General features: G+C 69.9%; 12 protein-coding genes. 8 read left to right on the forward strand and 4 right to left on the reverse strand.

The features are described 5' to 3' along the window. Positions 1 to 97: 97 nt before the first annotated feature. The 8 genes from QRN67_RS30975 (at position 98) to QRN67_RS31010 (ending at position 7,747) form a co-directional block, all read left to right on the forward strand. Positions 98 to 1,813: a putative 2-aminoethylphosphonate ABC transporter permease subunit gene (locus QRN67_RS30975; protein WP_285414917.1), complete on the forward strand. Its 1,716-nt coding sequence runs from the start codon at positions 98 to 100 to the stop codon at positions 1,811 to 1,813. Beyond that, positions 1,813 to 2,952, forward strand: coding sequence for a TIGR03364 family FAD-dependent oxidoreductase (locus tag QRN67_RS30980; RefSeq protein WP_285414918.1), 1,140 nt, complete (start codon positions 1,813 to 1,815; stop codon positions 2,950 to 2,952). Before QRN67_RS30975 ends, QRN67_RS30980 begins: the two co-directional genes overlap by 1 nt. 49 nt (positions 2,953 to 3,001) lie before the next feature. Continuing rightward, positions 3,002 to 3,826 (forward strand): phosphonoacetaldehyde hydrolase, encoded by an 825-nt coding sequence (phnX, locus tag QRN67_RS30985; RefSeq protein WP_285414919.1) that lies wholly within the window; start codon positions 3,002 to 3,004, stop codon positions 3,824 to 3,826. A 72-nt stretch (positions 3,827 to 3,898) separates the two neighbouring features. After that, a complete protein-coding gene (locus tag QRN67_RS30990; protein WP_267898692.1) occupies positions 3,899 to 4,033 on the forward strand; it encodes a hypothetical protein in 135 nt (44 codons plus the stop codon). 140 nt (positions 4,034 to 4,173) lie between these two features. Then, positions 4,174 to 5,445, forward strand: coding sequence for an MFS transporter (locus tag QRN67_RS30995; RefSeq protein WP_285414920.1), 1,272 nt, complete (start codon positions 4,174 to 4,176; stop codon positions 5,443 to 5,445). Between the two features lie 96 nt (positions 5,446 to 5,541). Next, the gene (locus tag QRN67_RS31000; RefSeq protein ID WP_106935607.1) at positions 5,542 to 5,730 is read left to right on the forward strand and encodes a DUF2970 domain-containing protein; all 189 of its coding nucleotides are present in this window, start codon (positions 5,542 to 5,544) and stop codon (positions 5,728 to 5,730) included. Then, positions 5,727 to 6,443 (forward strand): c-type cytochrome, encoded by a 717-nt coding sequence (locus tag QRN67_RS31005; RefSeq protein WP_285414921.1) that lies wholly within the window; start codon positions 5,727 to 5,729, stop codon positions 6,441 to 6,443. Before QRN67_RS31000 ends, QRN67_RS31005 begins: the two co-directional genes overlap by 4 nt. 14 nt (positions 6,444 to 6,457) lie before the next feature. Beyond that, on the forward strand, positions 6,458 to 7,747 hold the full coding sequence (locus QRN67_RS31010) for a c-type cytochrome (protein WP_285414922.1): 1,290 nt from the start codon (positions 6,458 to 6,460) through the stop codon (positions 7,745 to 7,747). Between the two features lie 12 nt (positions 7,748 to 7,759). On the opposite strand, the gene QRN67_RS31015 is transcribed toward QRN67_RS31010, so the two are convergent. The 4 genes from QRN67_RS31015 to QRN67_RS31030 are packed head-to-tail and all read right to left on the reverse strand — an operon-like array spanning position 7,760 to position 12,782. Beyond that, a complete protein-coding gene (locus QRN67_RS31015; RefSeq protein ID WP_285414923.1) occupies positions 7,760 to 9,151 on the reverse strand; it encodes an 8-oxoguanine deaminase in 1,392 nt (463 codons plus the stop codon). 56 nt (positions 9,152 to 9,207) lie between these two features. Then, positions 9,208 to 10,107 carry a 5'-nucleotidase gene (locus tag QRN67_RS31020; RefSeq protein WP_081268526.1) on the reverse strand — a complete coding sequence of 300 codons (900 nt, stop codon included), beginning with the start codon at positions 10,105 to 10,107 and terminating at the stop codon, positions 9,208 to 9,210. A gap of 25 nt (positions 10,108 to 10,132) precedes the next feature. Next, complete coding sequence (gene gspF, locus QRN67_RS31025; protein ID WP_081268525.1) at positions 10,133 to 11,371, reverse strand: type II secretion system inner membrane protein GspF; 1,239 nt, start codon at positions 11,369 to 11,371, stop codon at positions 10,133 to 10,135. Positions 11,372 to 11,390: 19 nt separating this feature from the next. Then, positions 11,391 to 12,782: a GspE/PulE family protein gene (locus QRN67_RS31030; protein ID WP_081268524.1), complete on the reverse strand. Its 1,392-nt coding sequence runs from the start codon at positions 12,780 to 12,782 to the stop codon at positions 11,391 to 11,393. Positions 12,783 to 12,819 lie beyond the last annotated feature (37 nt).

Consider the following 12,819-nt stretch of genomic DNA (forward strand, 5'->3'; position numbering starts at 1 on the left):
AAATAAAGGAGGAGGGGCGCAGCCCCGGGGGACATTCGCGGAGGGGAGTACCCGGCGGCCTGTGCGCGCGCCCCGAACAACGGCGTCGCGACCCGACATGAACAGTTCCCCAGACACCATCGCCATGGTGCCCCCCATGGCAAAGCACGCAAGCGCGTTCGATCGAGAACGCTGGATCACCGGCGCGGCCGTTCTGCTGGTCGTGCTGCTGCTGATCGTGATCGTCGCGCTGCCGGTCGGCGCGCTGGTCGGCCAGAGCTTCTTCGACCGCGCGGGGGCCTTCGTCGGCCTGGCCAACTTCGCGCGCTATCTCGACAACCCGGCGCTGGTGCAGTCGGCGTTCAACAGCCTGGGGCTCGCGTCCCTGAGCGCGGTGATCTGCACCGCCATCGCCTACGTCTACGCCTACGGCCTCACGCTGTCGTGCATGCCGGCCAAGGGCCTGCTGCGGGCGGTGGCGCTGGTGCCGCTGCTGGCGCCGTCTCTGCTGCCGGCCATCAGCCTGGTCTACCTGTTCGGCAACCAGGGCCTGTTCAAGGGGCTGATGGGCGACGTGTCGATCTATGGGCCGCTGGGCATCGTGCTGGGCTCGGTGTTCTGGACGCTGCCGCATGCGCTGCTGATCCTCACCACGGCCATGGCCACCTCCGACGGACGGCTCTACGAGGCCGCGCAGACGCTGGGCGCCTCGCGCTGGCGCATCTTCCGCACGGTGGCGCTGCCGTCCTCGCGCTATGGCCTGATCGTGGCCGCGATGGTGGTGTTCGTGCTGGTCATCACCGACTTCGGCGTGCCCAAGGTGGTGGGCGGCCAGACAGGCGTGCTCGCGACCGACATCTACAAGCAGGTGGTCGGGCAGCAGAACTTCCAGATGGGCGCGGTGGTGGGCCTGGTGCTGCTGATTCCGGCGGTGCTGTCGTTCCTGGTGGAGCGGCATGTGCGCGGCAAGCAGGCGGCGGCGCTGTCGGCGCGTGCCACGCCCTACCAGCCCGAGCCGGTGAAGGCGCGCGACCGTGCGCTGCTGGCCTTCTGCGTGCTCACGGCCTGCGGCATTTTCGTGATGATCGGCATGGCGGTGTTCGCGTCGCTGGCCACCTACTGGCCCTACAACCTGGCGCCTTCGTTCAAGAACTACGACTTCAGCAACATGGACGGCGGCGGCTGGGGCAGCTACTTCAATTCGCTGCGGCTGGCCGTGTGCGCCGCCGTTGCGGGCGCGTTCATCACCTTCGTCTCGGCCTACCTGGTCGAGAAGCCGCGCCACTTCGGCCTGCTGCGCGAACTGCTCAACCTGCTGGCCAACCTGCCGCTGGCGGTGCCCGGGCTGGTGCTGGGCGTGGGCTACATCTTCTTCTTCATCTCGCCGTCGAACCCGCTGCGCGCCATCTACGGCAGCATGACCATCCTGGTGGTGTGCACCGTGGCGCACTTCTTCTCGGTGGCGCACCTCACCTCGCTCACCGCGCTGCGCCAGCTCGACCGCGAGTACGAGCTGGTGTCCGAGTCGATGGGCGTGCCGTTCTGGCGCACGCTGTGGCGCGTGCACCTGCCGGTGGCGCTGCCCACCGTGCTCAACGTGGGCGGCTATTTCTTCGTCAACGCGATGACGACCGTGTCGGCCGTCGTGTTCCTCTATTCGCCGCAGACCTCGCTGGCCGCCATTGCCGTGCTCAACATGGACGATGCCGGCGACGTCGCGCCCGCCGCGGCCATGGCCTCGCTGATCATGCTCACGGCTGCCGTCGGCCGCGGAGTGTTCGCGCTGGCGGGGCACTGGGCGCTCGAGCGCACCCAGAACTGGAGGCACCGGTAATGCCCGGTACCCAAGCCCATCATCCCGATCATTTCGACCTCGTCGTGGTCGGCGCCGGCATCGTCGGCCTGGCCCATGCCTACACCGCGGTGCAGCGCGGCCTCAAGGTCTGCGTGGTGGAGCGCGACGCGGCCTGTATCGGCGCCTCGATCCGCAACTTCGGCTTCATCACCATCACCGGGCAGGCGCCCGGCGACACCTGGCGCCGCGCCATGCACGCACGCGACGTGTGGCAGCGCATCGCGCCCTGTGCGGGCATCGACATCGTGCACCGCAACCTCTGGCTCGCGGCCTGCCGGCCCGAGGCGCACGAAGTGCTCGAAGCCTTCATGCGCACGCCGATGGGCGAAGCCTGCGAGCTGCTCGACGCCGCCGATGCGCAAGCCAAGGCACCGGCGCTGAACCTGTCGGACGCATGCTCGGTGCTGTTCAGCCCGCATGAGCTGCGCGTGGAATCGCGCACCGCCATCGGCCTGCTCACAAGGTGGCTGGCCGAGGCGCACGGCGTGACGTTCCGCTTCGGCGAGGCGGTGCTCGAGGTGCAGACGCCGCGCGTGCGCACCTCCCGCGGCACGCTGCATGCCGAGCGCGTGGCTGTCTGCACCAACACCGATCTTCACGGCCTCTTTGCCGATCGCATGGCCGCGCACGAGCTCACGCTGTGCCGCCTGCAGATGCTGCGCGTGAAGCCCGAGGCGGGCTTCCAGTTGCCGGGCTCGGTGATGACGGACCTGAGCCTGGTGCGCTACGAGGGCTACAGCACGCTGCCCGAAGCCGCCGCGCTGCGTGCCCGCCTGCAGCAGGAGGAGGCCGCTTCGCTGGAACACGGCATCCACCTGATCGTGGTGCAGAGCGCCGACGGCTCCCTGGTGGTGGGCGACTCGCATCACTATGGCGACGCGCCGGAGCCCTTCGCGATGGAAGAGGTCGACCAGCTCATCCTGCGCCATCTGCGCAGCACGCTCAACCTCGAGACCGCGCGGGTCACCGAGCGCTGGACCGGCGTGTACCCCTCGTCGAAGACCACGCCCTGCGTGATCGACGCGCCCGACGACGCCACGCGCGTGGTGATCGTCACCAGCGGCAGCGGCGCCAGCACCGCCTTCGGCATTGCGCACGACGTCTTCGAGCAATGGTGATGCGCCCGCCGCGCTTGCCCCCGTTCCCATTCTTCCTGTCCTTGCAGCCATGAACGCCCACAACCATTCCCAGCTCCAGGCCGTCGTCTTCGATTGGGCCGGCACCATCCTCGACTTCGGCTCCTGCGCGCCCATGGGCGCCTTCGTGAAGCTGTTCGAACAGTTCGGCGTGGACATCACCATCGCCGAGGCGCGCGGCCCGATGGGCGTGGCCAAGTGGGACCACATCAAGGCGCTCGGCACGCTGCCGCGCATCGCCGCCCAGTGGGAAGCCAGGCAAGGCCACGCTTTCAGCGATGCCGACGTCGACAGGCTCTACGAAATCTTCACGCCGATGAGCGCAGCCAGCGCGCGCGACCACGCCACCTTCATTCCGGGCGCGGTCGAAGCGGTGAACGTGGCACGCCAGCGCGGCCTGAAGATCGGTTCCACCACCGGCTACAACCGCCCAATCATGGAAGTGGTCGTGCCCATCGCCGCGGCCGGCGGCTATTCGCCCGACAACCTGGTGTGCGGCGGCGACCTCGCCGAAGGCCGCCCGTCGCCGCTCATGATGTACCGCTGCTTCGCCGACCTCGGCGTGTGGCCGCCGCATACGGTGGTGAAGGTGGACGACACCGGCGTCGGCCTGCAGGAAGGGCTGAACGCGGGCACCTGGGCCGTGGGCGTGGCCATCAGCGGCAACGCCAACGGTCTCACGCTGGCCGAGTGGCAGGCGCTCGACGAAGCGCAGCAGCAGGAGCGCCGCACGCGCGCCACCGCCGAACTCGAGGCTGCCGGTGCGCACTACGTGATCGACAGCGTGGCCGACCTGCCGAAGGTGCTCGAGGACATCGAGCAGCGGCTGCAGCGCGGCGAGCGCCCCACGGCCTGATCGAAGCCGCGCGGCCCCGGCACGCGGCGGCGTCCGACTTGACGCGCCGCGGGGCAGGCATAGCATGGCCGCATGCGAAGCACATCCTTTGTTCTTCTGTTCTGTCTGGGCCTGCTCGTGGGCGCCTGCGACGACAAGCCGAAGCCCGGTGTGCCGGTGCCGAAGGCTTCCGTGAGTGTCGCCGTGCCCGTGCTGGCCGAAGGCTGACCCCGCAGGCAGGCGGTTGCGGCGCCTTCGGCGCGGCCGGCGCGCGCTTCAGCCATTGCCGTGCAGCACCAAGCCTGCGGCTGTCTTCCGCGAGAATGCCACGCGACATGCGCTGGCCCTTCCCGGCGCGGAGAAGAACAATGACGACGACCCGAGAGACAACCGCCCACCAGGCGGATTCGCGCTACGCCATGCTGCGCCTGGGACTCACGCTGCTGATCATGACGGTCGGCAGCAGCGGCATGTACGTGGTGTCGGTCATGCTGCCCGCGGTGCAGGCCGAATTCGGCATCGCCCGCGCCGATGCTTCGCTTCCCTACACGTTGCTGATGCTGGGCTTCGGCCTCGGTGGCGTGCTGATGGGCAAGCTGGCCGACCGCGTCGGCGTGATGTGGCCGCTGCTGTTCGGCTCGGTGTTCCTGGGCGCGGGGTACATCGCCACCGGCATGTCGGGCGGCATCGTGACGTTCACCGTGGCGCAGGCACTGCTGGTGGGGCTGCTCGGCAGTTCGGTGGCCTTTGCGCCGCTGGTGGCAGACACCTCGCTGTGGTTCGTCAAGCGGCGCGGCATCGCGGTCGCGGTGTGCGCGAGCGGCAACTACCTGGCGGGCGCGGTGTGGCCGCCGATCGCGCAGCACTTCGTCGAGCTGGTGGGCTGGCGCCAGACCTACATCGGCATGGGCGTCTTCTGCGGCGTCACGATGGCGCTGCTGGCCCTGTGCTTCCGTGCGCGGCCGCCGGCGCTTGCGCAGGCGCCGGCCGAGGTCAATGCATCGAGAACGGCACTTCCGCGAGACCCGGCACGGCCCTTCGGCCTGAGCATGGGCACGGCGCAGGGCCTGCTGTGCGTGGCCGGCGTGGCCTGCTGCGTGGCGATGGCGATGCCGCAGGTGCACATCGTGGCCTACTGCGGAGACCTCGGCTACGGTCCGGCGCAGGGCGCGATGATGCTGTCGCTGATGCTGGGCTTCGGCATCGTGAGCCGGCTGGTGTCGGGCGCCATCTGCGACCGCATCGGCGGGCTGCGCACGCTGCTGCTGGGCGGCGTGCTGCAGTGCGTGGCGCTGCTGCTGTTCCTGCCTTTCGACGGGCTGGTGCCGCTCTATGTGATCTCCGCGCTGTTCGGGCTGTTCCAGGGCGGCATCGTGCCTTCGTACGCGATCATCGTGCGCGAGCACTTTCCGCCGGCGGAAGCGGGCGCGCGCGTGGGCACGGTGCTGATGTTCACGCTGTTCGGCATGGCGCTGGGCGGCTGGATGTCGGGCAAGGTGTTCGACCTCACGGGCAGCTACCACGCGGCCTTCCTGAACGGCATCGGCTGGAACCTGGTGAACGTGAGCATCGCGTCGTTCCTGCTGTTCAGGACGCTTCGGCGATCAGGCGGCCGAGTGTTTGCATTGCCCGCTCGCTGAGCGCATGCCGTTGCGGGGCAGCACTTCATCTGCACCGGTCAATTGAGGCGAATCTGCATCTGTTCTTTTTTGCCCGACGGGGCCACACTAGTCCTCATGTCGAATCTGCTGGGCGCGGTGCGCGCCGTTCTCTGGAGTTTCATCGGGCTGGGCGGCCGCCGTGCCGATGCCGACAAGCGGACCGCTCAGGTCGGCATCCTGCCGCTCATCGGCGTCGCGCTGGTCCTGGTGCTGCTGTTGATCGCCGGGCTGCTGGCCCTGGCGCACTTCGCAGCCGGCGCATGAAGGCCGGCCTCCGATTCGCCGCGACCGCGCTGCTGCTCGTGGTGTCCGGCCTGGCCGGGACTGCAGGTGCCGCGACGCCCGCCGTCGTGCCCGACACCATCGAGCAGCGCGTGGCCGCATGCATCGCCTGCCACGGCCGCGAGGGCGCGACCACCAATGCCGGCTACTTTCCGCGCCTGGCGGGCAAGCCGGCCGGCTACCTCTTCAACCAGCTCGTGAGCTTCCGCGACGGGCGGCGCTCCAACAGCGACATGGCGTACATGGTGCAGCACATGTCCGACGCCTACCTGCGCGAGATCGCCGAATACTTTGCCGGGCTCGATTTGCCCTATCCGCCGATCTCGCCAGTCAGCGACGCCAAGCCCGAAGTGCTGGAGCGCGGCCGCGTGCTCGCGCTGCAAGGCGACGCGGAGCGCCGGCTCCCGGCCTGCGTGCAGTGCCACGGAGCGGCCCTGACCGGCGTGCAGCCCGCCACCCCGGGCCTGCTGGGGCTGCCGCGGCTCTATGTGGCGTCGCAGCTCGGCGCCTGGCTCACGAACGAGCGGCACGCCATCGCGCCCGACTGCATGGCCGAAGTCGGCCGCCGCATGTGGACCTCGGACGTCAATGCGGTGGCGAGCTGGCTGGCAACGCAGCCGATGCCGGCCAATACCAAGGCCGTTGCGTCGCTGCCGGCGCCGATGCCGATCGCCTGCGGCGGTACCGCGAAGTGACGAAAGAAGCACCCATGAGCCTGCTGCGGCGCACCGTATGGGTGGTGCTGGCGCTGATCGTGCTGCTGGCGCTGGTCTCCGGCGTCCTGGTGGCAATGAACCTGCGCGGCGAGGACGCGCTGCCCGCGCAGGCCGAGAGCTTCAATGCCACGCCGCAGCTGGTCGAGCGCGGCCGCTACCTCGCCTTGGCCGGCAATTGCGCGGGCTGCCACACCACGCGCGGCGGCCGGCCCTATGCGGGCGGCCTGCCCATCGAGACGCCTTTCGGCACCATCTATTCGAGCAACCTGACGCCCGATGCGCAGACCGGCATCGGCGGCTGGAGCAGTGCGCATTTCTGGCGCGCGATGCACAACGGGCGCAGCAAGGACGGGCGCCTGCTGTACCCGGCATTTCCGTATCCGAACTTCACCAAGGTGACGCGCGAAGATTCGGACGCCATCTACGCCTACCTGCGCAGCCTGGCGCCGGCATCGGAGCAGAACCGTGAGCACCGGCTGCGCTTTCCATACGACACGCAGGCCGCGCTGGCCGTGTGGCGCGCGCTCTCGTTCAAGCCCGAGCCCTTCGTCGCCAATGCGGGCAAGCCGGCCGAGTGGAACCGCGGCGCCTACCTGGTCGACGGGCTGGGCCATTGCATCGCCTGCCACGGCAGCCGCAATTCGCTGGGCGCCACCGAAGCCAAGCGCGGCCTGTCGGGCGGGCTGATCGCGGTGGAAAACTGGTACGCCCCGTCGCTCACCGATCCGCACGAGGCCGGCGTGGCCGACTGGCCGAGCGCCGACGTCGTCGCGCTGCTCAAGACCGGCGTTGCGCCGCGCGGCTCGGTCATGGGCCCGATGGCCGACGTGGTGTTCCGCAGCACGCAATACCTGAGCGATGCAGACCTGGGCGCAATGGCCAGTTACCTGAAAGACCTGCCCGACACGGCCGCCACGCCGGCCGCGTCCGCAGGCCCCAGGGCGCCCATCCGCCGCGACGCCGGCACGATGGCGCGCGGCGCGAAGATCTACGACCAGCGTTGCGCCTACTGCCACGGCGACCAGGGCCAGGGTGCCATGGGCGCCTACCCGCCGCTTGCGGGCAATCGTGCCGTGAACATGGCGCGGCCGACCAACCTGATGCAGGTCATCGCGCACGGCGGCTTCCTGCCCACCACGGCGGGCAACCCGCGCCCCTACGGCATGCCGCCGTTCGGCCAGACGCTCGATGCCGCCGACGTGGCGGCGGTGCTCACCTACATCCGCGGCTCGTGGGGCAACGACAGCGCCCCCGTCACGCAGCTCGACACGATGCGGCGCTGAACGCCGCGCGGCTCAGGCGGTGTGCGGGTGCCGCGCGGCCTCGTACAGCGTGCGCGCGAGGTCGCGGTGCCTTGCCAGCAGCGGCGCCAGTTCCAGCCCGGTGAACTCGCCGCCGCGGATGCGCACAGCGCCGCCGATCACGCTCAGCGACACCGATGCCGGCGTGCAGAACACCAGCGCCGCCACCGGGTCGTGCCCGGCGCCCGCGTGGGCGACGCCGCGCGTGTCGAAGGCCACGATGTCCGCCGACATGCCGGGCGCGAGCGCGCCGATGTCGTCGCGGCCCAGCACCTGCGCGCCGCCGAGCGTGGCGATCTCCAGCGCCTCGCGCGCCGTCATCGCCGCCGGGCCATGGCCCACGCGCTGCAGCAGCATGGCCTGGCGCGCTTCGCCCAGCATGTGCGCGCCATCGTTCGACGCGCTGCCGTCCACGCCCAGGCCCACGGGCACGCCTGCGCGGCGCATCGCACCGATGGGCGCGATGCCCGAGGCCAGCCGCATGTTGGAGCAGGGGCAGTGCGCCACGCCGGTGCCGGTGCGGCCGAACAGCGCGATGCCGGCTTCGTCGAGCTTCACGCAGTGCGCGTGCCACACGTCGCGGCCGACCCAGCCCAGGTCTTCGGCGTACTCGGCCGGCGTCATGCCGAACTTCTCGCGCGAGTAGGCGACGTCGTTGTCGTTCTCGGCCAGATGCGTGTGCAGCGACACGCCGCGCTCGCGTGCCAGCTCCGCCGACAGGCGCATCAGGTCGCGCGACACCGAGAACGGCGAGCAGGGCGCCAGCACGATGCGGCGCATCGAATGGCGCGAGGCGTCGTGCCAGCGGCCGATGAGGCGTTCGCTGTCGCGCAGGATGGCTTCCTCGGTCTCGACCACCTCGTCGGGCGGAAGGCCGCCCGCGCTGCGGCCCACGCTCATGCTGCCGCGCGCCGCGTGGAAGCGCATGCCCATGGCGTCGGCCGCCTCGATCGAATCGTCGAGCCGCGAGCCGTTGGGGAACAGGTAGAGATGGTCGCTGGTCGTGGTGCAGCCAGAGAGCATCAGCTCGGCCATCGCGGTCTGCGTCGACACGCGGATCATCTCGGGCGTGATGCGCGCCCACAGCAGGTACAGGTTGGTGAGCCAGCCGAACAGCTCGGCGTCCTGCGCCTCGGGCACGGCGCGCGTGAGGCTCTGGTACATGTGATGGTGCGTGTTGACGAGGCCCGGCATCACCACGTGGCCGCGCATGTCGATGGCCTCGGCACGGCCGTCGCGCAGGGCTTCGTGATATGCGATGGGCAAGTCGGCGGTGGGACCCGTCCAGGCTATGGCGGGGCCGTCGCACACCACGGCGCCGTCGGCGATTTCGCGCCGCGCGGCGTCCATGGTGACCAGGATGTCGGCGTGTCGGAGGATCAGCATGCCGGCATTCTTGCCCCGGTCAGCAGCGGGGGCAAGCACGAGGCCGGGCGCTCGGTTCAGGGCTCGTTGCTGATGCCGCTGCTCACGTGCCCGGCAGGCACATGTCGCGAGGCCGCGTCGACGTGCCCCGTCTGGTCGTCGAAGAAGAAGTCGGGCTCGAACTCGCGCAGGAACTCGCCCTTGGGCAGGCCGCCGAGGAACATGGCCTCGTCGACGCGGATGTTCCACTTCATCAGCGTGCGGATGGCGCGCTCGTGCGCCGGGGCGCTGCGTGCGGTGACCAGTGCGGTACGGATGCGCATCTGCGCATTGCCGGCCATCTGCAGCCGGTGCAGCGCCATCAGCAGCGGCTTGAACGGGCCTTCGGGCAGCGGCAGGTCGGCCTTGCTGAGTTCGTGTGCCTGGAAGGCGTCGAGGCCCTCGGCCTGGAACACGCGCTCGGCCTCGTCGGAGAACAGCACGGCGTCGCCGTCGAAGGCAATGCGCACTTCGTTCGGCCATGCGTCGCTGGCTTTCACCGATTCGACCAGCACGCGCGCGGCCGGAAAGCCGGCATTGAGCGCCTCGCGCACGTCCTGCGCGTTGACCGACAGGAACAGGTGGGCGCGCAGCGGGCGCAGGTAGCCGAAGGGCGGGCGGCCCTGCGTGAACACGCCGCGCTGCAGCTTGATGTCGGCGGCAGCGCTCGACCTGAAGATGCGCATGCCCGACACCGGGTCGTTGCGCGAGAGGATCACCACCTCGACGCGCTGCACGCCGTCGTCGTTGAAGCGCAGCAGCTTGCGGATCAGCGAATACGCGATGCCGGGCGCGGCCGGCACGTCGATGCGGTCGAGCTGCAGCTTCATGTAGCCCTCGTTGTCCCCCGACTCGAAGATCGTGTTTTCTTCTTCGAGGTTGAACAGGGCGCGCGAGGAGATCGCGACCACGAGCTTGTCTTCGAGGGTTACGGGCATGTTGCGTCCTGCCTGGCGGTGGCCGTCACTTGACGAACTGGTTCAGCTGGATGATCGGCAGCATCACCGCGAGCACGATCAGCATGACCACGCCGCCCATCGCCACGATCAGGAGCGGCTCGAGGATGGTGGCCAGGTGCATCGCGCGGCGCTGCACTTCGGCGCCGAGCTGGTTGGCCGCGCGCTGCAGCATCAGCGGCAGCGTGCCGGTCTGCTCGCCCAGGCGCGCGAACATCGACACGAGGCCCGGAAAGCGCTTTTTCTGCGCCAGCGCCGAGGCCAGCGGCGCGCCTTCGCGCACCAGCACCAGCGCGTCGAGCGCGTCGGCGCGCATCGCGCGGTTGCCCAGCGTTTCGGAAGCGGCTTGCAGCGCACGAAGAATGGGCACGCCGGCCGTGGCCAGCATGGCGAGCGTGCTCGCGAAGCGCGCCGCGTTGTAGCCGCGCGCGAGCTTGCCCACCAGCGGCAGCCTGAGCCAGGCCGCGTCGAACTTGAGGCGGAAGGCTTCCTGCGCCAGCGCCATCCGCATGCCGACGGCACCCAGCACGACGGCACCGAGCATCCACCAGCCGTAGTTGCGCACGCCCGCGCTCAGCGACAGCATCACCGTGGTGAGGAACGGCAGCGAGCGCTTGGTGCCCGCGAACACCTGCGCCACCTGCGGCACCACGTAGCTCACGAGGAAGATCACGATCACGATCGCCACCAGCGTGACGATGGCCGGGTACAGCGCCGCGCCGATCAGCTTCTGCTGCAGCGCCTGGCGCTCCTCGAGGTCGTCGGCCAACCGGTCGAGCACCAGGCCGAGGTTGCCGCTCTGCTCGCCGGCGCCGATCACCGCCGTGTAGATGGGCGAGAACTCGCGCGAGTGCGCCGACAGCGCCCGCGCGAACGGCGAGCCCGCGTTGACTTCCGCGCGCAGCGAGGCGACGAGGTTGCGTTGCGGCTCCGATTCGGCTTCATCGGTGAGCGCGGTGAGCGCGCGTTCCAGCGGCAGGCCGGACGACACGAGGCCCGCGAGCTGGCGCGTCCACACGGCGAGGCCGGTGGAGTTGAAGACCCGCTTGCCGCCGCCGAGCCAGCGCGACATGCCGCTGCGCTGGCCGGTGCCGTTGACGTGGTCGCTGCCGACCGGCTTGACCGACAGCGGAATGAGCGCCTGCGCCCGCAGCAGGCTGCGCGCGCTGCGGGCGGTGTCGGCTTCCAGCACGCCTTCGCGCGACTGGCCGCTGGCATCGATGGCTTCGAAGGAATAGGCGGGCATGGGGCGGCCGGGGCGCTGGTCAGTCGCGCGTGACGCGCAGCAGTTCGGCGCGCGATGTGATGCCGGCCTGCACCAGCCGCTCGCCGTCTTCGCGCATCAGGCGCAGTCCGCCGCGCGCGCCGGCCTGCAGCAGTTCGCTTTCGGCGGCCTTGCCGTGGATCAGCCCTTGCACGGTCTCGTCCGCCACCAGCAGCTCGAAGATGCCGGTGCGGCCCTGGTAGCCGGTCTGGCCGCAGACCTCGCAGCCGGCGCCGGCGCATGCCGTGCACACCTTGCGAACGAGGCGCTGCGCGAGCACGCCCAGCAGCGACGAACTCAGCAGGAAGGGCTCCACGCCCATGTCGGTCAGGCGCGTGACGGCGCTGACGGAATCATTCGTGTGCAGTGTGGCCAGCACCAGGTGGCCCGTGAGCGAGGCCTGGATGGCGATCTGCGCGGTCTCGAAGTCGCGGATTTCGCCGATCATGATCACGTCGGGGTCCTGCCGCAGGATGGCGCGCAGGGCCTTCGCGAAGGTGAGTTCGATCTTGGCGTTGATCTGCGTCTGGCCCACGCCCGGCAGCTCGTATTCGATGGGGTCTTCCACCGTCATGATGTTGCTGCGGCTCGCGTCCAGCCGGGCCAGCGCGGCGTACAGCGTGGTGGTCTTGCCCGAGCCTGTGGGCCCGGTCACCAGGATGATGCCGTGCGGCTGCGCGATGAGCTTCTCGAAGCGCTCCAGCGTGTCGCCCTGCATGCCGACCGACTCGAGCGTGAGCTTCGATTCGCTCTTGTCCAGCAGGCGCAGCACGGCGCGTTCGCCGTGGGCGCTGGGCAGCGTCGACACCCGCACGTCGACCGCGCGCGTGCCGATGCGCAAGCTGATGCGCCCGTCCTGCGGCAGCCGTTTCTCGGAGATGTCGAGGTCGGCCATGATCTTCAGGCGCGAGATCAGCGCGGCGTGCAGCGCGCGGTTGGGCTGCACCACCTCGCGCAGCGTGCCGTCGATGCGAAAGCGCACGGACGAGGTGCGCTCGTAGGGCTCGATGTGGATGTCGCTGGCGCCGTCGCGCGCGGCCTGCGTGAGCAGCGCGTTCAGCATGCGGATGATGGGCGCGTCGCCGGCGCTGGCCAGCAGGTCTTCGACCGCGGGCAGCTCTTGCATCATGCGGGAGAGGTCGGCCTCGTTCTGCACCTCGCTCACCACCGCGGCCGCGCTCGACTCGCCCTGCGCATAGGCCGCGCTGATGCGCTGCGCCAGCGGGCCGTCGGCCAGCACCTCGAAGGTCCGCACGCCGTACTTGCGCGAGACCTCGCCGACCGCGCTGCGCGCCGGATGGCTCGACATCCACAGCGTGTAGCTGCCGTCGTCGGTCTCCTCGAGCAGGAGTTGCTGGCTGCGTGCGAACGCGTAGGGCAGGGGATAGCGCATGGGCGGGATCAGCGGGGCGTGTGCGTTCTTGGCTTGG

Source organism: Variovorax sp. efr-133-TYG-130 (assembly GCF_030208835.1).
Taxonomy (GTDB): Bacteria; Pseudomonadota; Gammaproteobacteria; order Burkholderiales; family Burkholderiaceae_C; genus Variovorax.

Excerpts from the sequence above, each read along its gene's own strand:
- QRN67_RS30975 (WP_285414917.1), top strand. The coding sequence starts at position 98 with ATGAACAGTTCCCCAGACACCATCGCCATGGTGCCCCCCATGGCAAAG.
- QRN67_RS30980 (WP_285414918.1), top strand. The coding sequence starts at position 1,813 with ATGCCCGGTACCCAAGCCCATCATCCCGATCATTTCGACCTCGTCGTG.
- phnX (WP_285414919.1), top strand. The coding sequence starts at position 3,002 with ATGAACGCCCACAACCATTCCCAGCTCCAGGCCGTCGTCTTCGATTGG.
- QRN67_RS30990 (WP_267898692.1), top strand. The coding sequence starts at position 3,899 with ATGCGAAGCACATCCTTTGTTCTTCTGTTCTGTCTGGGCCTGCTCGTG.
- QRN67_RS30995 (WP_285414920.1), top strand. The coding sequence starts at position 4,174 with ATGACGACGACCCGAGAGACAACCGCCCACCAGGCGGATTCGCGCTAC.
- QRN67_RS31000 (WP_106935607.1), top strand. The coding sequence starts at position 5,542 with ATGTCGAATCTGCTGGGCGCGGTGCGCGCCGTTCTCTGGAGTTTCATC.
- QRN67_RS31005 (WP_285414921.1), top strand. The coding sequence starts at position 5,727 with ATGAAGGCCGGCCTCCGATTCGCCGCGACCGCGCTGCTGCTCGTGGTG.
- QRN67_RS31010 (WP_285414922.1), top strand. The coding sequence starts at position 6,458 with ATGAGCCTGCTGCGGCGCACCGTATGGGTGGTGCTGGCGCTGATCGTG.
- QRN67_RS31015 (WP_285414923.1), bottom strand. The coding sequence starts at position 9,151 with ATGCTGATCCTCCGACACGCCGACATCCTGGTCACCATGGACGCCGCG.
- QRN67_RS31020 (WP_081268526.1), bottom strand. The coding sequence starts at position 10,107 with ATGCCCGTAACCCTCGAAGACAAGCTCGTGGTCGCGATCTCCTCGCGC.
- gspF (WP_081268525.1), bottom strand. The coding sequence starts at position 11,371 with ATGCCCGCCTATTCCTTCGAAGCCATCGATGCCAGCGGCCAGTCGCGC.
- QRN67_RS31030 (WP_081268524.1), bottom strand. The coding sequence starts at position 12,782 with ATGCGCTATCCCCTGCCCTACGCGTTCGCACGCAGCCAGCAACTCCTG.